The organism is Phenylobacterium sp. LjRoot219 (assembly GCF_964252995.1).
Lineage (GTDB): Bacteria > Pseudomonadota > Alphaproteobacteria > Caulobacterales > Caulobacteraceae > Phenylobacterium.
The window spans coordinates 19,527-43,450 of sequence record NZ_CAXUQI020000002.1 but is presented as its reverse complement, the minus strand read 5'-3'; the positions used below and the strand labels follow the sequence as shown (position 1 = coordinate 43,450).

The following is a 23,924-nucleotide window of genomic DNA, read 5'->3' as shown; positions in this document are numbered from 1 at the left end:
GGCTACGCTCGCGCGCCGTCATGCCCTCCGCCCTGCAGAGGCGAGAGACCATGGCCAGAATACCCACCACCGTCGTCACCGGCTTCCTCGGTACGGGCAAGACCACGCTGATCCGCCACCTGCTGCAGAACGCCGGCGGCCAGCGGCTGGCGGTCGTGGTCAACGAGTTCGGCGATGTCGGGATCGACGGCGAGATCCTGCGCGGCTGCGGGGTCGAGGGCTGCGAGGACGACGACATCCTCGAGCTGGCCAACGGCTGCATCTGCTGCACGGTAGCGGACGACTTCCTGCCGACGCTGCAGAAGCTGATCGATCGGCCGAACCCGCCGCAGCACATCCTGATCGAGACCTCGGGGCTCGCCCTGCCGAAGCCGCTGGTGAAGGCCTTCACCTGGCCGGAGGTGCGGACCCGTTCGACGGTCGACGGGGTGATCGCCATGGTCGACGCCGAGGCGGTCGCCAAGGGCCGGTTCGCGCCGGACCCGGCGGCGCTGGCCAAGGCCCGCGAGGCCGATCCGACGCTGGATCACGACACGCCGCTCGAGGAGCTGTTCGAGGACCAGCTGGGCTGCGCCGACCTGGTGATCCTCAACAAGACCGACCTCGTCGATCGGCCGACGCTCGCCCGGGTGGAAGACAGCCTGCGTGAGCACCTGCGGCCGGGGGTGAAGATCATCCACGCCAGCCAGGCGCAGATCGATCCGGCGATCCTGCTGGGCCTCGGCGTCGGCGCCGAGGACGATCTCGACTCGCGCCACTCCCATCACGAGAGCGAGGCCGATCACGATCACGACGACTTCGACAGCTTCGTGGTCCGGGGCGGCGCGGTCGCCGATGTCGAGGCCTTGACCGCCGACCTGCGCACGACCCTCGAAGCCCACGACGTCCTGCGGCTCAAGGGGGTCGTGGCCGTCGCCGGCAAGGCCGCCCGGCTGATCGTCCAGGCCGTGGGGCCGCGCATCCAGACCTATTACGACCGGCCGTGGCGCGCCGACGAGGCTCGCGCCTCGTCGCTGGTGGTGATCGGCGAGAAGGGGCTGGATCGCGCAGCGGTCGGCCCCCTGGTCCTCGCGGCGCTTGGCTGATGCACCTGCTGGCGGTCCAGCCGGGCGCGGTCCTCGACGGCGAGGAGGCGGTCGACCTGGGGCAGAGCCCCGGGGAGATCGTCATCCTGTCGTCCGCCGACAGCGACCTCGCCTGCCTGTCGCAGGCGGCGGCGGACCTTCCGGCGGCGGCCGGCCGGGTCCGGCTGGCCAATCTGCTGCGCCTGAAGCATCCGCTGTCGGTCGACCTCTACGTCGAGGCGGTCGTCGCCAAGGCGAAATTCGTCTGCGTGCGGCTGCTGGGCGGGCGGGCTTACTGGCCCTACGGCCTCGACGAGATCCAGGCGGCCTGCCGGCAGTCGGGCGCGATCTTCGTGGCGCTGCTGGACGACGGCGACAACGCCGAGGGCGCCGACATGTCGCTGGCCCCGCCGGGGGTCCACGCACGCGCGCTGGACTATCTGCGGCAGGGCGGCGTCGGCAACGCCCGCAACTTCCTGCTCTACGCCGCCGGCCTGATCGGTCGGCAGGCGGGGCCCTGGGCCGAGCCGGCGCCTTTGCTGGACGCCGGCCTCTATTGGCCCGGCGAGCGGGTCACCGACCTCGCCAGCCTGACCGCGCGCTGGTCGCCGGACCGGCCGAAGGCGGCGCTGACCTTCTACCGGGCGCTGGTGGTCTCGGGCGCCACCCAGGCGGTGGACGCGCACATCGCCGCCCTGGTCGCGCGCGGCTTCGACGTGGCCCCGATCTTCGTCCAGAGCCTGAAGAACGACTTCGCCGCGGCCCTGATCGGCCAGGTCTTCGCGCTCGCCCGGCCGGACGTGGTGCTCAACGCCACCTCGTTCGCGGTGTCGTCACCAGGCGACCAGCGCCGGCCGAGCGCGCTGGAGGCCGCCGACGCCGTGGTGCTGCAGGTCGTCTTCGGGGCCACCGACCGGGCGGCGTGGCAGGCCAGCCTGCGCGGGCTGGGCGCGCGGGACCTGGCCATGAACGTGGCGCTGCCCGAAGTCGACGGCCGGGTCCTGGCCGGGGTGACGGCGTTCAAGTCGTCGTCGAAGTTCGATCCGCGCACCGAATGCGACGTCATCGTCCATGAGCCGGCGCCAGACCGCATCGCCTTCGCCGCCGACCTCGCCAAGGGCTGGGCGGAGCTGCGGCGGACGCCGGCCGGCGCGCGCCGGGTGGCGCTGGTACTGGCCAACTACCCCAACCGGGATTCACGGCTGGGCAACGGCGTCGGCCTCGACACCCCGCAGAGCGTGATGACGATCCTGCAGGCGATGGCGGCCGAGGGCTATGCGGTGGGCGAACTGCCGCCGGACTCCGCGGCGCTGATGGATCGCCTGCGGGCGGGGGTGACCAATGCGCGCCGCAGCGGCGAGGGCGGCGAGCCGGTCCTGGCCCTGGCCGACTATCTGGCGGCGTTCGCGGCCCTGGCCCCGGAGGTGCGCGAGGCGACGGTCGAGCGCTGGGGGTCGCCGGAGCGCGACCCGATGTTCGCCGCCGACGCCGGCGGGTTCCGGCTGCCGCTGCACCGCTTCGGCGAGGCGGTCGTCGGGGTGCAGCCGGCGCGCGGCTACAACATCAACCCGAAGGCCAGCTATCACGACCCGGACCTCGTCCCGCCGCACGGCTACCTGGCCTTCTACATCTGGCTGCGGCGCGCGTTCGCCGCCCACGCCATCATCCACGTCGGCAAGCACGGCAATCTGGAGTGGCTGCCGGGCAAGGCCCTGGCGCTGTCCGAGGCCTGTTTCCCGCAGGCGATCGCCGGTGCGACGCCGCAGCTCTACCCCTTCATCGTCAACGATCCCGGCGAAGGGACCCAGGCCAAGCGGCGGATCGGCGCGGTGATCCTCGATCATCTGACGCCGCCGCTGACCCGGGCCGAGACCTATGGGCCGCTGAAGACCCTCGAAGCCCTGGTCGACGAATACTACGAGGCCGCCGGCCTCGACCCGCGCCGGCTGAAGCCGCTGCGCGGCGAGATCCTGGCGCTGGCCGCCAGTCAGGGCCTGGACGTGGATTGCGGCATGGACCTGGGCGACGAGGACCAGGCGCTGTCGGCGCTGGACAACTACCTCTGCGAGCTCAAGGAACTGCAGATCCGCGACGGCCTGCACGTCTTCGGCCGCGCCCCGGAAGGCCGGTTGCGCGACGACCTCGTGCTGGCCCTGGCCCGCTCGCCGCGGGGCGTCGACGGCGCCTCGTTGCTGCGGGCGATGGCGCAGGACCTGGGGCTGGCGTTCGACCCCCTCGACTGCCAGCTGGGGGATCGGTGGACCCAGGCCCGTCCCAGCCTGCTGACCGCAGCGGACGACGCCCCCTGGCGCACCGTCGGCGACACGGTCGAGCGGCTGGAGCAGCTCGCCGCGCGCCTGGTCGCGGGCGAGGCGGTCCCGGCGGGCATGCCCGCCACCGCCCAGGTCATGGCCCAGGTGGCGGAGGATCTGGGGCCGCGCGTGGACCGTTGCGGCGCGGCCGAGATCGACGCCCTGCTGCGCGGACTGGACGGGCGTTTCGTGACGCCTGGGCCCTCCGGCGCGCCGACCCGCGGCCGTCCGGACGTGCTGCCCACCGGCCGCAACTTCTACTCGATCGACAGCCGCTCGGCGCCGACCCCCACCGCCTGGCGGCTCGGCTGGGCCTCGGCCCAGCTGTTGGTCGAGGACCACCTGCAGCGCTTCGGCGACTATCCGAAGGCCGTGGTGCTGTCGGCCTGGGGCACCGCCAACATGCGCACCGGCGGCGACGACATCGCCCAGGCCCTGGCGCTGATGGGCGCGCGGCCGACCTGGGAACCGGCGACCGGTCGGGTGACCGGCTTCGAGGTCCTGCCGCTGGTGATGCTCGGGCGGCCGCGGGTCGACGTGACCCTGCGCATCTCCGGCTTCTTCCGCGACGCCTTTCCGGCGCAGATCGACCTGCTGGATTCCGCCGCCCGCGCCGTCATGGCCCTGGACGAGGAGCCGACCGAGAACCCGGCGGCGGCGCGCTTTTTGGCCGAGGGCGCGACCGAGGCGGCCGGCGCCCGGGTGTTCGGCTCCAAGCCCGGCACCTATGGCGCGGGCCTGCAGGCGATGTTCGACGAAAAGCTCTGGCGCGACCGCGGCGACCTCGCCGAGGCCTTCTTGGTCTGGGGCGGCTACGCCTATGGGGCGGGGACGGAAGGCGAGGCGGCCCGGCCCTTGCTGGAGCGCCGCCTGACCCAGGTGGACGCGGTGATCCACAACCAGGACAACCGCGAGCACGACCTGCTCGACAGCGACGACTACTACCAGTTCGAGGGCGGGCTGGCGGCGACGGTGACCGAGCTGAAAGGCGAGGCGCCCGCCGTCTACCACAACGACCATTCACGTCCCGAACGGCCGGTGATCCGCACCCTGGAGGACGAGATCGCCCGGGTCGTCCGCGCCCGGCTGGTGAACCCCAAGTGGATCGCCGGGGTCATGCGCCACGGCTACAAGGGCGCGTTCGAGATCGCCGCCAGTATCGACTATTTGTTCGCCTTCGCAGCGACCACCGGTGCGGTCCGCGACCACCACTTCGACCTGGCCTACGACGCCTTCGTCGCCGACGCGGCGGTCGCCGACTTCATGCGCGCCGCCAACCCCGACGCCCAGCGGGAGATGGCCGAGCGCCTGCTCGAAGCCATCGATCGCAATCTCTGGCGGCCGCGCTCCAACAGCGCCGCCGACGCCCTGCGCCAACTTATCTTGGGAGACCTCGCATGACCGAAACCTCCACGCCCGATCAGCCGGGGCCCGACGAGGCCGAGCTGAACGCCAGGCACAACGCCAAGATGGCGAAGATCAAGGCCGCCCGGGACAAGATGATGGCCGAGCGGCAGGACGAAAAGGGCCTGCTGATCGTTCACACCGGCTCCGGCAAGGGCAAGACGACCGCCGCGCTCGGCATGGTCTGCCGGATGGTCGGCCACGGCCGTCGGGTCAGCGTCATCCAGTTCGTCAAAGGCGCGCTGCAGACCGGCGAGAAGGTGGTGTTCGACGCCTTTCCGGAGCAGGTGGAGTTCCGGCCGATGGGCGAGGGCTTCACCTGGGACACCCAGGACCGCGCCCGCGACATCGCCGTCGCCCGCGAGGCCTGGGAGGCCTGCAAGGCCCGCATACTCGATCCCGATTGGGACATGGTGGTCTGCGACGAGCTGAACATCGTCCTGCGCTACGACTACCTGCCGCTGGACGAGGTGCTGGAGGTGCTGCGCGCCAAGCCGGAGGGCAAGCATGTGGTGGTCACCGGCCGCAACGCGCCGCCGGCGCTGATCGAGCTGGCGGACCTCGCCACCGAGATGACCCTGCTGAAGCATCCCTTCCGCAGCGGCGTGAAGGCCCAGGCCGGGGTCGAGTTTTGAGCCTGCTCAAGCCCGCCGCGGACGGCCCCAGCCTGGTGGTCTGCAGCACCTGCCGGTTCTCGGCCGAGGCGCGGGAGGACGTCGACGGCGTGCGCGGCGGCGCACTGCTGGCGGCCGCCGTGCGCGCGGCGGCGGAGGGCGACGCGCGGGTGGCGGGCATGGCGATCGAGGCGATGCCCTGCCTGTTCAACTGCAGCCAGCACTGCTCCGTGCATGTCCGCTCGCCGGGGAAGATCGGCTATGTGCTCGGCCGCTTCGAGCCAACCGCCGACGCCGCCCAGGCCCTCGTCGACTACATGGCGGAATACCTGCAGAGCGAGGAGGGCGTCGTGCCCTATCGGCGCTGGCCCGAGGGCGTGAAGGGCCACTTCATCGTCCGGGTTCCGCCGGCCGGCCAGATCGTCGGCGAGTGAGATGACCGCCGCGATCAGTCGCCGGACGGCGTCCGCCGCCCTGTTCGGGCTCGGCCTGGCGGGCCCGGCAGCCGCCGGCGTCGCCCCACGCCGGGTGGTCTCGCTCGGCCAATGCCTCGACACCGTCCTGATGCACGTGGCTGACCGCGGGCAGATCGCGGCGATCACCTATCGCTCGCGCGACCCGCTCAATTCGCCGGCCTGGGAGATCGCCCGCACCCTGCCGGTGACCTATGAGACCGCCGAGGAAGTGGTCGGCCTGCAGCCCGACCTGGTGCTCGCCAGCAAGCGCTCGGCGCTGGCCGCCCGAACCACGTTGAAGGGGCTGGGGTACCGGGTCGAGGAATTCCCGGTTCCGGACAGCGTCTCCAGCAGCATCGCCCAGATCCGGGAGATCGGCCGGCTGGTCGGTCGCCAGCCCCGCGCCGAAGCGCTCGTCGCCCGGATCGAGGCGGCCTTGGCCGCGGCCGCCCCGTCGGCCGGCGCGCCGCCGGTTCCGGCGCTGATCTATCAGCGCGGCGGCCTGGTCGCCGGCGAGAAAACCCTGATCGGGGAGATGATGGAGCGCTGCGGCCTCGAGAATGTCGCCGCGCGCTACGGCGTAAAGAAATGGGCGAAGGTCCCCCTGGAGCGGCTGCTCGCCGACCCGCCGAAAATCCTCCTGCTGGGTGAAGCGCGGGTCGGCGTCGCGGGCGGGGGCGAGCGCATCCTGGCGCATCCGGCGCTGGCCGCGCTGGAGCCGCGGATGCATCGCGTCATCTTCCCCGTCGAACTGCTCTACTGCGGCGGCCCCTTGCTGATCCGGACGGCGGCCGCCCTGACCCACGCCCGGCAGGCAACCGAGCGGCGGCTCGCGGCCTGACTTCGGGGGGCCGCTCCGAACTGGCGCGAACGACCCTTCTCCGACGTCGAGCTGGTCTGCTCCTGCAGCCTAAGAGAACAGGAAGTCGCCGGAGGTGAGGCTGCTCATCGGCACCCCGGTGAGCACGATCGTCTGGCCGTCCAGAGTAATCACCGTGTTCGCGCCGACCATGGCCATCTTGCTGGAAAGGACCTGGAAATCCGCCGCCTGGGTTATCGACAGCAGGATGTGATCGCCCTCCGCGTGGCTGAAGTCCGTGATGACGTCGCGGCCCGCCCCGCCGATGAAATTGAAGGTGTCCGCGCCCGCGCCTCCGGTCAGGGCGTCATCGCCCAGGTCGCCGGAAAGGTGGTCGGCCCCGTCGCCGCCGAAGATGACGTCATTGCCCTGGCCGCCCAAAACGACATCCTCGCCGAGGTCGCCCAGGAGCACATCGTCGCCCTGGTTGCCCCGGACGAAATCGTCGCCCTGGCCACCGGCGACGCTGTCATTGCCAAGGTCGCCGAAAAGCTGGTCGTTGCCCTGGTTGCCATTGACGAAATCATTCCCCTGACCGCCGCGCACTACGTCTGCGCCTATGCCCGAGAAGATGCGGTCGCTCCCGGTATTGCCCTGCAAGACGTCGTTGTTCGGTCCGCCGCTCACCCTGTCGTCGCCGGCTCCGCCCACGATCGTGTCAGCGCCGGCGCCGCTCCAGTTGATGACGTTGTTGGTGGCGTCGCCGGTCAGTAGGGAGCCGGTCGGCTTAACGACGGTAACCACCGATGGCGGCGGCGTGACCGGAGGCGAGGCGGCCTGGATGGTGACTTCCAGGCCCGCGCTCGGGGCCGAGGTATTTCCCGCCAGATCCGTCGCCGCAACCGAGACGGTGTGTTGGCCGTAGGCCAGGGCGCTCGACGTGATCGACCAGTTCCCCGACCCGTCAGCGGTCGTGGTTCCCAGCACGGTTGTCCCATCGGTGTCGAACAGCGAAACGGCGGCATTCGCCTCGCTCGTGCCGGTAAAGACCGGCGTCACGTCGCTGGTAAGATTATCGGTGCTCGACGCCCCGGTGTCAGACGCCGCGCTCAGGTCCGGCGTGGCGGGTGCGGCGGGCGCCGCCGTGTTGATCACATACGACTGCGAGAGGACGCTTTCGTTGCCGGCGAGGTCGGTGACCCGAAACTTCAGGACGTCGCTGCCGGTCAGCGTGGCGGCATAGGAGAAGGCGTTTCCCACCGGGGCGACTGTGTCCCAGGTGACCCCGTTGTCGGTGGAAATCTCCGCGTGGTCGCCTGCCGCCAGGGGGCCGGCCAGCACGCCGCTGATAGTCTGCGCAGACGTGTTGGTGATGAAGTCGCCGGCGGAGGCGCCTGTGTCGGCGGACAGGCCGATGCTGCTGGCGCCGGATGGCGCGAGCATGTCGAGCTCGTAGGCCTGGGCGGAGATGGCGCCCGAATTGCCAGCCGTGTCGACGACCCGGACGTTCAGCGTGTCGTTCTGGGTGATGGTGGTGGCGTAGGACCAGCTGGTGTCACCCGGCGCGGTGGCTACCGTGTGCCAGGTCCCGCCGTTGTCGGTCGAGACCTGGACCCCTTCGCCCGCCGTTAGAGAAGCGGACAGGGTGCCGCTGATGGTCTGCGCGGCGGTCCTCGTGATGAAGTCGGAGGCGGAGGCCCCGGTGTCTGCGGAAAAGGCAACTGAGGCGACGGTGGTTGTCGGCGCCGTGGTGTCGAGCACGTAGGCCTGGGCGGAGGCCGCACCCATGTTGCCAGCCGCATCGACGACCCGCACTTTCAGGGTATCGCTGCCTGTGAGGGTGGCGTTGTACGACCAGGTGACGTCACCCGACGTGGCGGTGGCCGTGTGCCAGGACGCGCCGTTGTCGGTCGAGACCTCAACCGCGTCCCCCGCCGCCAGATTGCTTGCCAGGCTGCCGCTGATGGTCTGCGCGGCGGTCGTTGTGATGAAGTCGGAGGCGGAGGCCCCGGTATCGGCTGAGAAGGCCGCTGAGGCGGAGGTGTTCGTGGGCGCCGTGGTGTCGAGCACGTAGGCCTGGGCGAAGGGGTCGCCCGCATTGCCGGCCGCATCGACAACCCGCACTTGCAGCGTGTCGCTGCTGGTGAGGGTGATGGGGACGGGGGAGGCCCAGGCGCTCCCTGCGGCGACGACCGTCAGCCAGGTTGCGCCATTGTCGGTCGAGACCTCAACCGCTTCCCCCGCCGCCAGAGGACTTGCCAGGCTGCCGCTGATGGTCTGCAGCGCGTTGGCGGTGATGAAGTCGGTGGCGGAGGTCCCGGTATCTGCCGAAAAGGCCGCTGAGGCGGGGGTGTTTGAAGGCGCCGTGGTGTCGATGACAATGTTCGTGTTGGCGCCCAGCGAGCCGGCCGTACCCGGCGACGGCAGGGTGAGGACGGCGCTGGTCGCGGTTCCGCTTTGGGTGATCGCGGCCCCGTTCAGGCTCAGGGCCAAGGTCGAGGCGTAATCCAGGTCGGCGCTCGTTTGGCCGGCCCCCACCGTGTAGGAGAAGGTCAGGGTCGAGCCGCCGCTTCCGGAGGCGTAGGTGGCGGTCCCGCCGCTGTCCAGCGACAGTGTCGGTGTGCCGCCCGTGGTGTCGACGTCTACGGCAGTGCTGAACTGAACGCTCAATGCCACCGTGTCGCCGGCCCTGTAACTGCCGTTGGCGGCGCCTGAGGTGACCGAGACAATGCTAGTCATGCTGAGCTTTCACTGACCCGAAGCCGTTTCACCAGAAGAATCGGGATCCGCTAACCGTCAGCTTGACTACAACTTTTCCGGGCGCTTGCCAAAATGCAGCCCCAGGTGATCGAGGCCTGCGGCCTCGATCAGTGGATCGGCAAGGCGCCGCAGCGCCAGTGTCCGTTCCCACCCTTGGCCGAAGCTCGGAACATCCGCTTGCCGGCAGGCCAATCGCCTGACGGCGGCGCGCTCAGCCCGGGTCGCGCTTGTCGGGGCGGATCGCCTGCAGCCGCCAGACGCCGTTGAACGACAAGGTCACCGCCGAGAGCGGCGCAATGTCGATCCGCAAGGTGGCGGGCGCCGGCAGGTCGAGCGCCGTGGCGATCGCCGCGCGGATCACCATCGGATGGGTGATGGCGACGAGGGGCGAAGAGCCCTGCGCGCGGGCCGCCAGCCAGGGCGCGAGTCGCTGGCGCACGTCGTCGAGACGCTCGCCGCCCGGAGTCCCGGCGGCAGGGTCGCGGATCCAGGCGGTAAGGCCCGCGGGGTCGCTCGCCTGGATCTCGGCGAAGCTGCGGCCGGCCCAGGCTGCGTGGTCGATGTCGCGCAACGCCTCGTCGACCTGGGCCTCGACGGCCAGGACCGCGGCGGTTCGCCGGGCGGCGCGGGCCGGGCTCGTCAGCCAGGCCGCGGCTCTCGGCGGCGCGACCGTCGGGCCCTTGAGGCCGCCCGCGTCGAGGTCGTCGTCCCGCGCCGGAAACGCGCCGAGCCGCATCGCAGCCGTCGCCGCATGGCACAAGAGGATCAGGGTCGTGGCCAGGCCGGCCTCCGTTGTCGTTGACGGCCCAGCTGTATCGGGCTTAGTGCGAAGCTGCAGATCGAGGAAGAAGCCGGTGAGAGCCCGGCACGGTCGCGCCACTGTAATCGACGCCGCCCCGGCGGTGTCGAGAGTCAGACCTTCCTCGGATCGGTTTTTCACGACGGGACGCGAAATCCCGGAAGGAGCGCTTATGACGGCTACGGCCCTCTTCCCCGACGACGTTTTCATTCCGGCCGGCGAGACCCAGGCGATCCCGCTGGGCGACATCGCGCCCTGGGCGGTCTTCGGCATGCTGCTGGCGATGATCTTCCTCTATTTCGTCAGCACCGAGCAGGGCGCGCTGGCGCTGTTCGACGGCATGTACATCCACGAGTTCGTCCACGACGGCCGCCACCTGCTGGGCTTCCCCTGCCACTGAGGCAGGGCGTCTTCCATGACACGCGACCTTCTGGTTCGCGGGATGCTGGCCGGGCTCCTGGCCGCCATCCTGGCCGTTCTGTTCGCTCGCGCCTTCGGCGAGCCGCAGGTGGATCTCGCCATCAGTTTTGAGGAGGCCGGGGCCCACGCTCACGCCATGAGCATGGGTGCGGGCCAAGAGGCTGAGCTGGTCAGCCGGACGGTGCAGAAGAGCTTCGGCCTGCTGACCGCGCTGGCGCTCTACGGCGCCGCCGTCGGCGGGATCTTCGCCATCGTCTTCGCCCTGACCTACGGCCGCCTCGCCAAGATCGGCCCGCGGGCCTTCGCCTTGCTGTTGGCGCTGGCGGCCTTCGTCGCCGTCAGCCTCACGCCGGTGCTGAAGTATCCGCCGACGCCGCCGGGCGTCGGCCTGCATGAGACGGTCGCGTTCCGCACCGGCGCCTACTTCCTGATGATCGCCCTTTCGCTCGCCGGGCTGGCGATGGCGACCCAACTGGGCGGTTGGATCGGGCGACGGCGCGGGGCTTTCAACGGCCTGCTGGCGGGCGGCGGCGCCTATCTGCTGTTCGCCGCCGGCCTGATGCGGCTGATGCCGGCGATCAACGAGGTGCCGGCGGGATTTCCGGCGATCGTCCTGTGGAACTTCCGCCTCGCCGCCCTTGGCACCCAGGCGGTGCTGTGGATCGTCCTGGGCGTCGCCTTCGGCGCCTTGGCCGAACGCGTGCTGCGGGCGGCCGGAACGCCCAGGCCTATTGCCTTACAGTAGAGCTTCCCGTAGGCGGGGCCGTCTCGGTGCCCTCAAAGGGATCGAGAAGATTTCGCGCTGGCGCCCGAGAGGGCTGAACGGGAACACGGTGAGGATGCCGCCACTGGCGGCGCCGAATCCGAGGCTGTCCCTGCAACTGTAAGTGGCGAGTGCGGCATGCACGTGGTCCGGTTTTTCCGGGCTGCAGCCACTGGGATCTCGATCCTGGGAAGGCGCATGTCACGCGATGACCCGTGAGCCAGGAGACCGGCTAGCGCGGGTCGCTCTTGCCCGACCCAGGGGGTGGTCAGGCACGGAACTCCGTCTGAGCGACGAACGAGCGGTGAGAGCCGTATCGTGCGGTCCGGGCCGGCGCGGGGGCGTCCGCCCGCCCGGCCGTCGACCGTGCGCGGGGTCTCGCCACGGAAGCTCTTGCCTGTGTCGCATCGGCGCTTCGCGGAGGGCTTTTCATGCCCCACCTCACCAAGCGGTCCATGCTGGCCGCAATCTGTCTCGTCCCGCTCGGGTTCGCAGCCTCGCCCGCCTCGGCCGCTACTAAAGACGGGGCGGTAGCCACGGCGAGCGCCGACGCCGCGGTCGCCGAAGTCGTCGTGTTCGGGCGCGGGGAGTCGAAGATCGGCGTCGCCCACGCCGCCAGCGAAGGGACCATCGCCGGCTCTGATCTGCTGGTGCGCCCGCTGCTCCGGACGGCGGAACTGCTGGAGGCGGTGCCTGGGCTGATCGCCGCCCAGCACTCGGGTTCAGGCAAGGCCAACCAATACTTCCTGCGTGGCTTCAACCTCGACCACGGGACCGATTTCACCACCTACATCGACGACGTGCAGATGAACCTCCGCACGCACGGCCACGGGCAGGGCTATCTGGATCTCAATGGTCTGATCCCCGAGGTCATCGTCCGCGAGGACTTCCGCAAAGGCCCCTACCGGGCCGATGGCGGCGACTTCGCCTTGGCCGGCGCCGCGTACATGACCACGGTCGACTCCTTCGCCCGACCCTGGGTGGCGGTCGAGGCAGGCTCCTACGCCTATGCGCGCCTGGCCGCGGGCGGGACGCTGGCCGATGTCGCCGGCGGCAGCCTCACGCTCGTCGGGGAGGGCAAGATCTATGATGGGCCGTGGCAGGAGGCGGAGCGCCTGCGCCACTGCGCGGCCTTCGCCAAGTACGAGCGCGACACCCCGGCCGGCCTGCTCGAGCTTAGCGGCCAAGCCTACCGCGGGACCTGGCGGCCGACCGAGCAGATCCCCGAGCGGATCATCGGCTCGCCGGTCTGCGCCGACGTGTTCTGCTCGCCGGATCCGACCGCGACGGGCGAGACGACCCGCTTCATCGCCAATGCGCGGCTGAGCGGCGAGGGCTGGAAGGGCAACGTCTACGCCCAGTCCTACGACTGGAACATGTTCTCGAACCCGACCTACGCCAACGCCGACGGTTCGAGCGCGCAGATCCACCAGTTCGACCGGCGCTGGATCTTCGGGCTCAAGGCCGAAAAGACCTGGGATCTCTCGCCGCAGTTCGCCTTCCGGGCGGGGACCGAGAACCGGTACGACGACATCGACAAGGTGGGCCTCTATCAGACCGCGGATCGGGCCGTCGTCGCCTCCTTGGGGCTCTATGCAGTCAAGGAGCTGTCGGCCGCGGCGTTCGGCGAACTCACCTGGCGGCCCATCGAGGGCCTGCGTGTGACCGGCGGCCTGCGCGGCGACTACTACCACGCCGACGTCGGCGCCATCGACGCGGCGGCCGCCGGGCTCGGTACGGGCAGGGCGCATGACAGCATCCTGTCGCCGAAGCTCGACGTCGCCTACGCCGTCAACGACAGCATCGAGCTCTACGCCGACTGGGGCCGGGGCTTCCACTCGAACGACGTCCGCGGCGCCTTTCAGACGCCGGCGGTGCCGATCCTCGTGAGAGGGACCGGCAAGGAACTCGGCGCCAGGTTCCAGGCCGGCAGGTTCACGCTCACGACGGCCTACTGGTGGCTGAACATCGGCAGCGAGCTGCGCTTCGTCGGCGACTCCAACGCCGTTGAACCGACGGGGGCGAGCAAGCGCCACGGCTACGAGCTCGTCGGCTTCTGGCGACCGCTGTCCTGGCTGGCCATCGACGGCGCCTACACCCGCAGCCACGCGCGCTACGACAACGGCGACCACATTCCCAACGCCTTCGAGAACTCCGCGTCACTCGGCGTCTCGGCGGTCTCAGACACGTGGGAGGGCGCCATCCGCCTGCGCCACCTGGGTCCGTCGCCGTTGGTCGAGGACAACTCCGTCCGCGACCAGGGCAGCACCGTCGTCAACATGCGCGGCGCGAGGAAATTCGCGGATTTCGAGGTCTACGGCGAGCTCTTGAACGTGTTCAACAGCCGCGACAAGGACATCGCCTACTTCTACGAATCCTACATTACGGCCTTCGATCCGGAGCCTGTCGAAGGGCGGATGAGCCGCGTCGTCGAGCCGCGCACCGTTCGCCTCGGCATGACCTATCGCTTCTAGCCAGCAACTCGCTGCAACGGCGCGCAGGCCCGGTTCAGTACGGCGGCGGCGCGCCGCGACCGCTTGGAGACCGCGGGAAGCCGCCCCGCCATCGCGGGCGGGGCGGCTTGATGATCAGGCTACTTCGCGCGGGGCTTGCGAACCGTGGGGGCTTTCGCCGCCGCCACTGCCTTTGCGGGCGCTCTGCCGCCTTGGCCAAGGCCCATGCTCTTCGCCAGCGCCGACCGCGAGGCGGCGTAGTTGGGGGCGACCATCGGGTAGTCTTTCGGCAGGCCCCACTTCGCCCGGTAATCCTCGGGGCTCATGTCGTACTTGGTCCGAAGGTGACGCTTCAGGGATTTGAACTTCCGACCGTCCTCGAGGCAGATCAGGAAGTCAGGGCTGATCGACTTCCGCACCGACACCGCCGGCGCCTGGGGCGCGGCGGGAGCTTCGGAAACACCCGTGCTCACACCCTTCAGGGCGTCGTGAACCTGTCTGATGAGGTTCGGCAGGTCATTGGCCGAGACGCTGTTGTTGGCGACGTAGGCGGACACGATGTCAGTCGCCATCCCGATCACGTTGTTCTCTTCTTCGGTCATACGGGCTTCCTTGTGAAATCTGAGATGTGAGCCTTAGCTGCTCCAAGCGTCTCAGACGACCGGTATCTACAGCGCTGACATTTCATAAGTCCGCTTCCGAAGGACTTGTCGGCGGGTGTCCGGGGTTTTGCGTCTGGCGCGATCTCCGGTCCGGAGAACGCCAGGGGCACTACTTCGTGCCGTACATGCGGTCGCCGGCGTCCCCCAGGCCAGGGAGGATGTAGCCATGCTCGTTCAACCGCTGGTCAATCGCCGCCACCCAGACCCGCACGTCCGGGTGATGCCCGTGGAAGTTCGATAGCCCCTCGGGCGCGGCGACCAGGCAGGCCATCCGGATCTGTTTGGCGCCGGCTTCCTTCAGCCGGTCGGCGGCGGCGATGGCGGTGTTGCCGGTCGCCAGCATCGGGTCGATCACCACCACCAGCCGCTCGGCCAGGTCCGTCGGGGCCTTGAAGTAATATTCCACGCAGGCGAGCGTCGCCGGATCGCGATAGAGGCCGACGTGGGCGACGCGGGCGGCGGGGACCAGCTCCAGCATGCCTTCCAGCATGCCCATGCCGGAGCGCAGGACGGGCGCAAACACCAACTTTTTGCCGGCCAGAACCGGCGCCTGGATGGTCGCCAGCGGCGTCTCGACTTCGACGTCCGCCAGCGGCAGGTCGCGGGTGACCTCGTAGCAGATCAGGCCGCCGATCTCCTTCAGCATCTGGCGGAAGCTCTTGGTGGAGGTCTGCTTCCGCCGCATCAGGCTGAGCTTGTGCCTGACGAGCGGGTGATCCACGACCGTGACGTCCTGCATGAGACCTCCTGGCTAAAAGACGGTGCCGTCGCTGATCACCGCAAGGGGCGGGCCGCCGTCGCGCCGTCGCTCCCGCGCGATCCGCCGCCCGGCCGCCCAGGAGCCGCCTTCCAGCATGCAGGCCAGGGGAAAGTCGGACGCCTCGACGCCGAGGCGCGCCCGTACCAGCGGCGCCAGCCGGTCGAGCAGGGCCACGGTCATGGCTCGCCAGCTCACCACCAGCGGGCTGTCCACCGCGTGCATGCGATCCGCGTCACCCGGGTCGGCCAGGACCAGGACGCCCATGTCCACGAACAGTCCGCCGTTGCGGTATTCCGCCAGGCCGGTGAGGCCGTCGATGTCGACGACCTCGACGCCGGCCGCTTGCAACGGCTCGATCAGCGAATAGGCGCACCACTGCGAAAGCTTGTGCAGCGGCAGGAGGCCGTCGGTCGCGTCAGCGCGGCGGATCGCGGCATGCCGCCAACAGTCGCCGAGCGGGACTCCGTCGATCTCGATCCGTCCGGGCCAGATCGGGCCCAGCCGCGCGAGCAGGGTTTCGAGGATGGTCGCCGCGGGAAGCCGGCCGGCCTCTGCACGGGCCGCCATCTCGTCGAACAGCACGCCGGGCCGGCCCACCACCTTGCCCAGGCGGCGAAGCAGCGCCGCGCGCCCCTCGAGGCCGAGCAGTGGATTGTCGGGCGCGGCCTGGAAGCCGAGCGCCAGGCGCTCGGCGCTCAGCCGGCGCAGCCCGTCGGCCTGCAGTGGCTGGGCCGGGTCGGTGGAGAAGTCGCCGGCTTCGAACATGCGCAGCGAGGCGACCGCCAATCCCTCGGAGCGGCCGAGGTCGGCGCCGGTTTCGCGGTCGCGGTAGCGCCACGCCGCCCCGGCCCCCGCGTCCAGCAGGACGGAGACGATCGCCAGATCGAACTCCGCCCGCGCCCGTTCCGCCGTGCCGGGCCAGGCCTCGTGAGCGGCGCGCTCCGCCCAGAGGTCGCGCCCGCCGTTCACGAAGTGACGCCAGCGGGCATGCAGCGGGACGCGCAGATCCGGATAGTTGCTGCGGACCACCTCGGCGGTGAGGTCCGCCGCCGCCTCGAGGCGCTCCAGGTCCACGCGCCATTCAGCCAGTCCGCCGTCGACCGCTATGTCGAGCAGTTCGTGCGCACGCTCCCGCACGGCGACCGAGCTCAGCAGCGGAAGGGCGGCCTTGGCGCTCATGCGGGCGATCAGAACTCCGTCAGGTCACGTCCCACGGTACGCTGCAGGTCGGCCGGGCTCGGCGCCGGTTCCGGGGTGAAATAGCCCGCCGCCTTCTTCGCCTCGATCTCGACCGCAGCGTCAGGCGGCACCAGTTCGGGAGGAATCGGCACGCGCTCGCCGATCTCGATCCCGCCTTCGACCAGCGCCTCGTACTTCATGTTCGACATGGAGACGAAGCGATCGATGCGTCGCACGCCCAGCCAGTGAATCACGTCAGGCATCAGCTGCTGGAAGCGCGCGTCCTGCACGCCGGCGACGCATTCGGTCCGCGCGAAATAGGTCGCCGCCTGATCCCCGCCCGGCTGCCGCTTGCGGGCGTTGTAGACCAGGAACTTGGTGACCTCGCCGAGCGCGCGGCCTTCCTTGCGATTGTAGACGATGAGGCCAGCCCCGCCGGTCTGGGCCTGTCGGACGCACTCCTCGATCCCGTGGGTGAGATAGGGGCGGCAGGTGCAGATGTCCGAGCCGAACACGTCGGAGCCGTTGCATTCGTCGTGCACGCGGCAGGCAAGGGGGAAGCGCGGGTCGCCGAGCCGGCTCGGATCGCCGAAGATGTAGACCGTGATCCCGCCGATCGGCGGCAGGAACACCGAAAGGTCCGGCCGGGTCACCAGTTCCGGATACATGCCGCCGGTCTGTTCGAAGAGGGTGCGGCGCAGCTGCTGCTCGTCGACGTCGAAGCGGCTCGCCACCCCTGGGAGATGCCAGACCGGGTCGATCGCGACCTTGGTCACCGCCACGTCGCCCGCCGCGTGAACCACCTGGCCGTCCACCGTGAGGCGTCCTGCCGCCAGGCCGGCGCGGATCTCCGGCAGGTCGATGCGCGCCTTGGTGACGGCGATGGTAGGCCGGATATCGACGCCCTCGGCCATCGCCTCGGCGAAGTCGCTCGCCACCCGGGCGCCCCACGGATCGAGCGAGACGATGCGCCCCGGCGTGCTCCATTGAGGATGCGGCCCGATCGCCACGACCGGATAGGTGTCGGCGAGCTCCGGCCGTACGGCGGGGTCGAGCGCCCCTGCGGAGATCGCGAGCGCGCGATAGATCGAATAGGCGCCGCCATGCGCGCCGATGGCGTTACGGTCGGCGCCGGCGTTAGCGGACACGATGACCGGGCCGCGTGTTTGTGCAGTCGGAGCATCCCACCGCACCGGGAAGCGAACTCCCGCCCCCGTTCGCGGGTGCGAGGTCAGCCGGATATGTGATGTCCTGTTGCCGGACATGGTTTTTGTCCGCCCTCCGAAGAGAAAAGGCCCCACGCCTCGCCGGCGAAGGGCCTTTGAGAAGGAACTCTGCTGCCGGGTTTGCCGGTTGGCAAGTCGCGACCGTCGCTTTTGCGGGTCGCCCGCGTAGCTGCCGCCTCCGTGCTCAACGCTGGAAAAAATCCGGACCGGCTGTCGTGCGGTCGGCCGCTCGTTCGTCCTCGGGGTAAGAAGAGCCTGGAGAGAGCCAATGCGGAAGATCATCGCCATGGGCCACGTCGCGCTGGACGGCATGCAGTCATCGCCGGGAGCCTCCCGATGAGCCCGACGATCACCGCCTTTGCACAGTCGCCCGATCGCGGCCGAGGCCTGGCGCGCGACATGCGCGTTCGCTGGGCGTTCGAGGAAGTGGGCCAGCCCTACGACGTCCGCCTCGTCTCGTTCCTCGAGTTGAAGCAAGCCGCGCATCGCGCGCTGCATCCGTTCGGGCAGATCCCGACCTATCAAGACGGCGACCTCGCCCTGTTCGAGTCGGGCGCGATCGTCTTCCACATCGCCGAGCGTCATGCGGGCCTGCTGCCACACGACGCGGACGCCCGGGCGCGCGCGATCACCTGGATGTTCGCCGCGCTCAACACGGTGGAGCCGCCGATCGTCGAGCGCGAAATGGCCGGCTACGCCGAGCGCGACAAGCCCTGGTACGCGGAGCGGCTGCCGATCCTCGAGGGGCGCATCCGTGACCGCCTGGACGAGCTTGCGGCCCGGCTCGGCGACGCCGACTGGCTCGACGGCGAGTTCAGCGCCGGCGACCTGCTGATGGTGCTGGTGCTGCGCAGGCTGGAGGGATCAGGTCTGCTGGAGGAATATCCAACCCTGTCCGCCTATGTCGCCCGCGGCCAGGCGCGGCCGGCTTACCAACGCGCTTTCGACGCTCAGTTGGCGGTTTTCACCGCCGCATCGCGCGGCTGAAAGACCTAGCGCAGCGGTCTCTCAGGCGACCCTCATTCGCCGCCCTTGGGCGGTCGAGCCTCGGCCCTGGCCAGCGCCAGAAGCGTGCTCACCTGGTCGTCGACGGCGCCGACGAAGGCGTCCAGGTCGATCGTCGGTCGCGCCTTCAGGTCGTAGTGGCCCGCCAGCCGGTCGACGAGGCCCGGCGTGCGCCGTTCTCCTTCGGAAACCAGGCGGCGTATGATCACCTCGAGTGCGGCGATCCGGACGTTCAATTCCTGGTCCCGGCCCTGAGTGTCGCTCATCGCAGCCTCCCAGCCCTCACACCTAGAACTCGATTCTGCGGCGGCTGCACCGCACGACCAAATGGCGCGCCGCTGTAGATTCCCGCCGCGCACGCTGATTAGCTGGAGGGAACCGCGGGCGACGCGCGGGCCGCCAGGGAGGCGTGAGATCCGATGCTGCTGACGTTGAGCGCCGACCAGGAGTACTTCCGCGAGACCACGGCGCGGTTTCTCGCCGACCGGGTCCCGACGAGCCGCCTGCGCCAGCTGCGCGATGATCCCGCCGGATTTGACGCCGACTATTGGTCGAAGGGCGCCGAGCTCGGCTGGACATCCCTGCTGGTGAGCGAGGCGAACGGCGGCGGCAGCCTCAGCGGCGCCGGCGCGGTCGACCTCAGCCTCGTGGCCCACGAGTTCGGCCGCCACGCCGCGCCGGGGCCGCTGGTGGACTGCAACGTGGCGGCCCTGGCCTTGAGCGAGGCCGGCGGCGAGGCCCATCGCGCGGCCCTCGACGGCCTGCTCTCGGGCGCGGCGATCGCCGCCTGCTGCATCGGGACCGCGCCGTGGCGGCTGCGCGTCGGCGTCGGCGTGGAGATCCGCAAAGAGGGAAACGAGGTCGTTGTCGACGGCTTCGCCCGCCCGGTGGAATCCGCCGGGCAGGCGCAGCACCTGCTGGTCACCGGATCGACCGACGGCCGGCTGACCCAGGTCCTCGTGCCCGCGACGGCCCTGGGCGTGCGGGTGAAACCGCTCAAGGCGCTCGACGTCACCCGCCGGTTCTCGGCGGTGAGCTTCGCGGGCGTGCGGCTGCCGGCCTCGGCCGTGCTGGGCGAGATCGGCGGGGCGGACGCGGCCTTCGGCCGTCAGGCGCAGGCGGCCGGCGTCGTCCTGGCCGCGGAGTCGGTCGGCGCCATGGAGGCGGCCTTCGAGATGACGCTGGAGTGGGCCTTCAACCGCTACACCTTCGGCCGGCCGCTGGCGTCCTACCAGGCGCTGAAGCACCGCTTCGCGGACATGAAATCCTGGCTGGAGGCGGCGCATGCGATCACCGACCGGGCTGCGGCGGCGGTCGCGGCGGAGTCGGAGGATGCGGCCGAGCTGGTCAGCGCCGCCCGCGCCTTCGTCGGGCGCTACGGGGTCGAGCTGGCGCAGGACTGCGTCCAGCTGCACGGCGGCATCGGCGTGACCTACGAGTACGACCTGCATTTCTTCCTGCGGCGGGTGACGCTCGACCGGATGCTCTATGGCGCGCCGGACGACCACCACCGGCTGATCGCCGAGCTCGAAATCCAGCGTGAGGAGGCCGCATGAGCGCGTCGGACATCGAGGACGTCGAGAGCTTCCGGCTGCGGGCGCGCGCCTGGATTAGCGAGCACCTGGGGCCGGCCGGGTACGCCGACCTCCACCCCTTCGCCGACACCGACGAAGAGGAGCTGGCGAACGCGAACCGCGACCGCGCCCTGCAGCGGCGGCTGTTCGATGGCGGTTTCGCCGGGATTTGCTTTCCCCGCGAGTACGGCGGGCTCGGCCTGACGCCGGCGCACCAGCGGGCGTTCAACGAGGAGCTGGCGGGCTGGGAGTATCCCTCGCGCCTCGCCGTGCCGACCTTCTCGCCCTGCACGGCGGTGCTGCTCGACTTCGGCACGGACGAGCAGAAGCGCCGGCACATCCCGCGGATCCTGAAGGGCGAGGAGGTCTGGTGTCAGTTCCTCTCCGAGCCGAGCGGCGGTTCGGACGTGGCCGGGGCCCTGACCTCCGCGGTGCGCGACGGCGACGGCTGGATTCTCAACGGCTCCAAGGTCTGGACCTCGACCGCCTGGTGGGGCGACTGGGCGCTGTGCCTGGCGCGGACCAATTGGGACGTCCCCAAGCACCAGGGGCTGACGGTCTTCATGCTGCCGATCCAGCAGTCGGGGATCGAGATCCGCCGGATCGAGCGGCTGAACGGCTCGACGGAGTCCTGCGAGGAGTTCCTGACCGACGTCCGCGTCCCGGACAGCGATCGGATCGGCGCGGTCGACGACGGCTGGACCGTCGGCTCGCGCTGGATGTACCACGAGCGGGTCGGCCACAATTCGCCCTATGTCACGCGGCCGGTGACGGCGTTCGGCGCCGCCCGGCGCGGCTCGCCGGCGGTGCGGGTGGCGCGCGAGGCCGGCCTCATCGCCGATTCCGCCGCACGCGGCCTGATCGGCGAGTCACGCATGCTGCAGCTGGTGACCGAATCCCTGTTGCACCGGCTGGCGAGCGCCGGCCCCGGCAGTAATCTGGGCGAGCACGCGGCCGCGGTCGGCAGGCTGTTCTCCGGCGTCTCCAGCGTGCGACGCACCAGCATCGCCTTCGAACTCGCCGGCGACATCGGCGCCGCCTGGGACGAGGACGAGGACGGCGCGGCGGCCGAGTGCGGCATGAACTTCCTGATGCGGCAGACGACCTGCATCGGCGGCGGGACGACCGAGATCTCGCGCAACGTTATCGCCGAGCGCCTGCTCGGCATGCCGCGGGAGCCTGCGCCGGACCGCGGCGTGCCGTTCCGCGAAGTGCCGCGCGGCCCGCGCCAGCGCTGACCCCCAACTTGACCAATGACCCCTACTTGCGCGCAGAAGGACTAAGATGAGCGACTACGATCACCTCATCGGCAAGGAACTGGTCAACGGCCATTGGAGCTGGGACTCGGACCGGGCGCTGCTCTACGCCGTCGGCGTCGGCGCGGGTCTGGACGACCCGCTGCGCGAGCTTCAGTTCACCACGGAGAATGCGCCGGGCGTCGCCCAGCAAGTGATCCCGTCCTTCTTGGCCATCATGGGCCTGCCCAGCGCCTGGGTCGAGTTGTTAGGCTGGAAGAGCGAGGGGCTCAGTCCGGTCGGCATGGTGCATGGCGAGCAGAGCGTGACGCTGGCCCGGCCGATACCGGTGAGCGGCAAGGCGCACCTCTCCACCGTGCTGCGCGGGGTCTACGACAAGGGTTCGGGCGCGCTGGTCGTCAAGGAGACCCGGATCACGCTGGCGGACACCGGCGAGCATCTGGGGTCGACCTGCATGCGGCTGTTCGCGCAAGGGAAGGGCGGCTTTGGCGGCCCGCGCGGCCCTGCCGGGGAGCCGGCTTGGAGCCAGCCGGACAGGCGCCCTGATCAGACCGTCTCCTTGCCGGTCGGTCTCAACCAATCGCTGATCTATCGACTGTCCGGCGACCGTCACCCGCATGGCACCGACCCGGGCAGGGCCCGGGCCGATGGATTTGAGCGGCCTGTCTTCTACGGCCTGGGTTCCTATGGCGTCGCTTGCCGGGCGTTGGTCTCGGCGCTCTGCGACGGCGACGTCGCCCGGTTCGGCCACATGGAGGGGCGGTTCTCCAAGCCCGTCTATCCCGGCGACAGGCTCGATACGCGCGTCTGGCGGACGGACGACGGAGCTGCGTTCCAGATGTGGGCGAACGGCGAAAGACTGGTGCTCGACCGCGGCGTCTTTCGCTTCCGTACCGCCCCGCCAACCAGCTAGGAGGAGATGGGTTCACCCGCAGGAACCGTGGCCGGAAGTCGCATCGGGAAGGTGACCGTGCACTGGACACCTTCCGGCGGGAACTCCAGCACCACTGTTCCTTGCAGCTCGCGGCCCAGACCGCGCTCGAGAAGGCGACTGCCAAACCCACGACGTTTCGGTGGCGAGACTGACGGACCGCCATGCTCTTCCCAGCGGAGCCGTACAAGCTCGCCGCTCCCGCTGCTTACGCGAGTCCAGCGAATGAGCACCTTGCCGACGACCTTGGAAAGCGCGCCGTACTTCGCCGCATTAGTGGCTAGCTCGTGCAGGGCCATCGAGATGCTCACCGCCTGCGGGGGATCCAACCACACGTCGCCGCCCTGGGCGTCGATCCGCTCGCCGCGCCAGGGCGCCACGGCGCGGGCCACGAGGTCGCCCAATCTCGCTCCGCCCCAACTGGATGCGGTGTGTAGGTCGTGGGCCTGCGCCAGGCTGATGAGCCGGTCCTCAAAGCCCTCCTGGAAGTGCTCGGGGCTTGGGGACGCTCGGAGGATTTGCGAGGCAAGGCCCTGCACCGTGGCCAGGGTGTTCTTCACGCGGTGATTCAGCTCGTTGATGAGCAACGCCTGGCGTTCCTCGGCGCCCTTGAGATCATGGATGTCGATGGAGGTTCCGATCCAGGCCTCGATCGCGCCGCTGGCCGTGTGCATTGGATCGGCGCGGACCATGTACCAGCGATACACGCCGTCTCGCCGCCGGAAGCGGCATTCCATCTGATAGCCTTCGCCCCGCGCCCGGGTGTCGTCCCAGGCCGCAATGACCGCATCGACGTCCTCCGGATGGACCGTCTCGGCCCATCCGTTCGGGAGCGCCTCCTGCGCCGTCTGGCCGCTGTACTCGTACCAACGGTCATTCAGATAATGCAGGTCGCCGTCCGGGCTCGCGAACCAGACGAAGGCGGGCACGCAATTGGTCAGGGCTCGAAAGCGAGCCTCCGTTACCTGTCGATCATGGATGTCTACGACCGATCCGACATGTCCGAGGAAGGCGCCGTCTTCCGCGAACCGTGGATTACCAGCGGCGATCGCCCAGCGGTAATCGCCTGACATCGAGCGCAACCGGTATTCAGATTGGAATGGCGCCCGCGCGGCGTTGGCGTCGAGATAGGTCTTCAGGGTTCCTGCGCGGTCATCAGGATGGATGGCGTCGAGCCAGCCAAACCCGAGCGCCTCGGCCTCGCTCAGGCCGGTCAAACGAAAGCAAGCGCGATTGACGTAGGTGCACTGACCGTCAGGCGTCGTGACCCAGATCATTGCCGGCGCATGATCCAGGATTTCGCGCATCGGATCGGAGACGGCAGCCTTCGGCTTTGGCTTAACGGCGGTCATGGGCGCCCTCCGCTGTCGGCATATAATGTGCCAGCGGCGGTTCCGGGTCCCTCGGCCTCGCCGCTGATCAGCCCCGGCGTCTTTCGCTTCCGCGCCGCCGCGCCGGCCAGCTAGGAGAGCCCCGCCTCCCATATGG

The 23,924-nt window shown here is 69.9% G+C and carries 20 protein-coding genes and 1 riboswitch; of the genes, 12 read left to right on the top strand and 8 right to left on the bottom strand.

Features of this window, described 5'->3' with window-relative positions; translation table 11 throughout:
- Nucleotides 1-50 precede the first annotated feature (50 nt).
- The 5 genes from cobW to ACSQ14_RS18260 are packed head-to-tail and all read left to right on the top strand — an operon-like array spanning nt 51 to nt 6,690.
- Nucleotides 51-1,085, top strand: a complete 1,035-nt coding sequence (gene cobW, locus ACSQ14_RS18280; RefSeq protein ID WP_436015552.1) for a cobalamin biosynthesis protein CobW — start codon at nt 51-53, stop codon at nt 1,083-1,085.
- Entirely contained in the window at nt 1,085-4,777 is a 3,693-nt protein-coding gene (gene cobN, locus ACSQ14_RS18275; RefSeq protein WP_436015550.1) for a cobaltochelatase subunit CobN, read from the top strand. The genes cobW and cobN overlap by 1 nt, the downstream gene beginning before the upstream one ends.
- A complete protein-coding gene (cobO, locus tag ACSQ14_RS18270; RefSeq protein ID WP_436015549.1) occupies nt 4,774-5,415 on the top strand; it encodes a cob(I)yrinic acid a,c-diamide adenosyltransferase in 642 nt (213 codons plus the stop codon). Before cobN ends, cobO begins: the two co-directional genes overlap by 4 nt.
- Nucleotides 5,412-5,828, top strand: a complete 417-nt coding sequence (locus ACSQ14_RS18265) for a DUF1636 domain-containing protein (protein WP_436015548.1) — start codon at nt 5,412-5,414, stop codon at nt 5,826-5,828. Before cobO ends, ACSQ14_RS18265 begins: the two co-directional genes overlap by 4 nt.
- A gap of 1 nt (nt 5,829) precedes the next feature.
- Entirely contained in the window at nt 5,830-6,690 is an 861-nt protein-coding gene (locus tag ACSQ14_RS18260) for an ABC transporter substrate-binding protein (protein ID WP_436015547.1), read from the top strand.
- Nucleotides 6,691-6,759: 69 nt separating this feature from the next.
- On the opposite strand, the gene ACSQ14_RS18255 is transcribed toward ACSQ14_RS18260, so the two are convergent.
- Nucleotides 6,760-9,387: a beta strand repeat-containing protein gene (locus ACSQ14_RS18255; RefSeq protein ID WP_436015546.1), complete on the bottom strand. Its 2,628-nt coding sequence runs from the start codon at nt 9,385-9,387 to the stop codon at nt 6,760-6,762.
- Between the two features lie 232 nt (nt 9,388-9,619).
- Complete coding sequence (locus tag ACSQ14_RS18250) at nt 9,620-10,144, bottom strand: histidine phosphatase family protein (RefSeq protein WP_436015545.1); 525 nt, start codon at nt 10,142-10,144, stop codon at nt 9,620-9,622.
- Between the two features lie 235 nt (nt 10,145-10,379).
- Here ACSQ14_RS18250 and ACSQ14_RS18245 point away from each other — a divergent pair, with 235 nt between their 5' ends.
- From ACSQ14_RS18245 to ACSQ14_RS18235, 3 genes are all read left to right on the top strand, one after another.
- Entirely contained in the window at nt 10,380-10,607 is a 228-nt protein-coding gene (locus ACSQ14_RS18245) for a CbtB domain-containing protein (RefSeq protein WP_436015544.1), read from the top strand.
- 15 nt (nt 10,608-10,622) lie between these two features.
- Nucleotides 10,623-11,372 (top strand): CbtA family protein, encoded by a 750-nt coding sequence (locus tag ACSQ14_RS18240; RefSeq protein ID WP_436015543.1) that lies wholly within the window; start codon nt 10,623-10,625, stop codon nt 11,370-11,372.
- Between the two features lie 41 nt (nt 11,373-11,413).
- Nucleotides 11,414-11,641: riboswitch (cobalamin riboswitch) on the top strand.
- Nucleotides 11,642-11,821: 180 nt separating this feature from the next.
- Entirely contained in the window at nt 11,822-13,864 is a 2,043-nt protein-coding gene (locus ACSQ14_RS18235) for a TonB-dependent receptor (protein ID WP_436015542.1), read from the top strand.
- A 119-nt stretch (nt 13,865-13,983) separates the two neighbouring features.
- On the opposite strand, the gene ACSQ14_RS18230 is transcribed toward ACSQ14_RS18235, so the two are convergent.
- From ACSQ14_RS18230 to ACSQ14_RS18215, 4 genes are all read right to left on the bottom strand, one after another.
- Nucleotides 13,984-14,445, bottom strand: coding sequence for a MucR family transcriptional regulator (locus tag ACSQ14_RS18230; protein WP_436015541.1), 462 nt, complete (start codon nt 14,443-14,445; stop codon nt 13,984-13,986).
- Nucleotides 14,446-14,614: 169 nt separating this feature from the next.
- Nucleotides 14,615-15,244: a uracil phosphoribosyltransferase gene (upp, locus tag ACSQ14_RS18225; protein ID WP_436015540.1), complete on the bottom strand. Its 630-nt coding sequence runs from the start codon at nt 15,242-15,244 to the stop codon at nt 14,615-14,617.
- Between the two features lie 12 nt (nt 15,245-15,256).
- Nucleotides 15,257-16,444, bottom strand: a complete 1,188-nt coding sequence (locus ACSQ14_RS18220) for a DUF1688 family protein (protein WP_436015539.1) — start codon at nt 16,442-16,444, stop codon at nt 15,257-15,259.
- Between the two features lie 8 nt (nt 16,445-16,452).
- Nucleotides 16,453-17,709 carry a GTP cyclohydrolase II gene (locus tag ACSQ14_RS18215; RefSeq protein WP_436017580.1) on the bottom strand — a complete coding sequence of 419 codons (1,257 nt, stop codon included), beginning with the start codon at nt 17,707-17,709 and terminating at the stop codon, nt 16,453-16,455.
- 297 nt (nt 17,710-18,006) lie between these two features.
- Here ACSQ14_RS18215 and ACSQ14_RS18210 point away from each other — a divergent pair, with 297 nt between their 5' ends.
- Complete coding sequence (locus ACSQ14_RS18210) at nt 18,007-18,657, top strand: glutathione S-transferase family protein (protein ID WP_436015538.1); 651 nt, start codon at nt 18,007-18,009, stop codon at nt 18,655-18,657.
- A 32-nt stretch (nt 18,658-18,689) separates the two neighbouring features.
- Here ACSQ14_RS18210 and ACSQ14_RS18205 read toward each other — a convergent pair whose 3' ends face one another.
- A complete protein-coding gene (locus ACSQ14_RS18205) occupies nt 18,690-18,941 on the bottom strand; it encodes a hypothetical protein (protein ID WP_436015537.1) in 252 nt (83 codons plus the stop codon).
- Between the two features lie 153 nt (nt 18,942-19,094).
- Here ACSQ14_RS18205 and ACSQ14_RS18200 point away from each other — a divergent pair, with 153 nt between their 5' ends.
- Genes ACSQ14_RS18200 through ACSQ14_RS18190 form a run of 3 tightly spaced genes read left to right on the top strand, consistent with a single transcriptional unit; the run spans nt 19,095 to nt 22,418 of the window.
- On the top strand, nt 19,095-20,231 hold the full coding sequence (locus ACSQ14_RS18200; RefSeq protein ID WP_436015536.1) for an acyl-CoA dehydrogenase family protein: 1,137 nt from the start codon (nt 19,095-19,097) through the stop codon (nt 20,229-20,231).
- Nucleotides 20,228-21,487 carry an acyl-CoA dehydrogenase family protein gene (locus tag ACSQ14_RS18195; RefSeq protein WP_436015535.1) on the top strand — a complete coding sequence of 420 codons (1,260 nt, stop codon included), beginning with the start codon at nt 20,228-20,230 and terminating at the stop codon, nt 21,485-21,487. Before ACSQ14_RS18200 ends, ACSQ14_RS18195 begins: the two co-directional genes overlap by 4 nt.
- Nucleotides 21,488-21,533: 46 nt before the next feature.
- Nucleotides 21,534-22,418 (top strand): MaoC/PaaZ C-terminal domain-containing protein, encoded by an 885-nt coding sequence (locus ACSQ14_RS18190; RefSeq protein WP_436015534.1) that lies wholly within the window; start codon nt 21,534-21,536, stop codon nt 22,416-22,418.
- Here the strand turns inward: ACSQ14_RS18190 and ACSQ14_RS18185 are convergent.
- Entirely contained in the window at nt 22,415-23,788 is a 1,374-nt protein-coding gene (locus ACSQ14_RS18185; protein WP_436015533.1) for a sensor histidine kinase, read from the bottom strand. The two genes, ACSQ14_RS18190 and ACSQ14_RS18185, sit on opposite strands and share 4 nt — an antisense overlap.
- Nucleotides 23,789-23,924: the final 136 nt, after the last annotated feature.

Excerpts from the sequence above, each read along its gene's own strand:
- ACSQ14_RS18205 (WP_436015537.1), bottom strand. The coding sequence starts at position 18,941 with ATGAGCGACACTCAGGGCCGGGACCAGGAATTGAACGTCCGGATCGCC.
- upp (WP_436015540.1), bottom strand. The coding sequence starts at position 15,244 with ATGCAGGACGTCACGGTCGTGGATCACCCGCTCGTCAGGCACAAGCTC.
- ACSQ14_RS18220 (WP_436015539.1), bottom strand. The coding sequence starts at position 16,444 with ATGAGCGCCAAGGCCGCCCTTCCGCTGCTGAGCTCGGTCGCCGTGCGG.
- ACSQ14_RS18235 (WP_436015542.1), top strand. The coding sequence starts at position 11,822 with ATGCCCCACCTCACCAAGCGGTCCATGCTGGCCGCAATCTGTCTCGTC.
- cobW (WP_436015552.1), top strand. The coding sequence starts at position 51 with ATGGCCAGAATACCCACCACCGTCGTCACCGGCTTCCTCGGTACGGGC.
- ACSQ14_RS18215 (WP_436017580.1), bottom strand. The coding sequence starts at position 17,709 with ATGTCCGGCAACAGGACATCACATATCCGGCTGACCTCGCACCCGCGA.
- ACSQ14_RS18250 (WP_436015545.1), bottom strand. The coding sequence starts at position 10,144 with ATGCGGCTCGGCGCGTTTCCGGCGCGGGACGACGACCTCGACGCGGGC.
- ACSQ14_RS18255 (WP_436015546.1), bottom strand. The coding sequence starts at position 9,387 with ATGACTAGCATTGTCTCGGTCACCTCAGGCGCCGCCAACGGCAGTTAC.
- ACSQ14_RS18210 (WP_436015538.1), top strand. The coding sequence starts at position 18,007 with ATGAGCCCGACGATCACCGCCTTTGCACAGTCGCCCGATCGCGGCCGA.
- ACSQ14_RS18200 (WP_436015536.1), top strand. The coding sequence starts at position 19,095 with ATGCTGCTGACGTTGAGCGCCGACCAGGAGTACTTCCGCGAGACCACG.
- ACSQ14_RS18190 (WP_436015534.1), top strand. The coding sequence starts at position 21,534 with ATGAGCGACTACGATCACCTCATCGGCAAGGAACTGGTCAACGGCCAT.
- ACSQ14_RS18230 (WP_436015541.1), bottom strand. The coding sequence starts at position 14,445 with ATGACCGAAGAAGAGAACAACGTGATCGGGATGGCGACTGACATCGTG.
- ACSQ14_RS18185 (WP_436015533.1), bottom strand. The coding sequence starts at position 23,788 with ATGACCGCCGTTAAGCCAAAGCCGAAGGCTGCCGTCTCCGATCCGATG.
- ACSQ14_RS18240 (WP_436015543.1), top strand. The coding sequence starts at position 10,623 with ATGACACGCGACCTTCTGGTTCGCGGGATGCTGGCCGGGCTCCTGGCC.
- cobN (WP_436015550.1), top strand. The coding sequence starts at position 1,085 with ATGCACCTGCTGGCGGTCCAGCCGGGCGCGGTCCTCGACGGCGAGGAG.
- ACSQ14_RS18260 (WP_436015547.1), top strand. The coding sequence starts at position 5,830 with ATGACCGCCGCGATCAGTCGCCGGACGGCGTCCGCCGCCCTGTTCGGG.
- ACSQ14_RS18245 (WP_436015544.1), top strand. The coding sequence starts at position 10,380 with ATGACGGCTACGGCCCTCTTCCCCGACGACGTTTTCATTCCGGCCGGC.
- ACSQ14_RS18195 (WP_436015535.1), top strand. The coding sequence starts at position 20,228 with ATGAGCGCGTCGGACATCGAGGACGTCGAGAGCTTCCGGCTGCGGGCG.
- cobO (WP_436015549.1), top strand. The coding sequence starts at position 4,774 with ATGACCGAAACCTCCACGCCCGATCAGCCGGGGCCCGACGAGGCCGAG.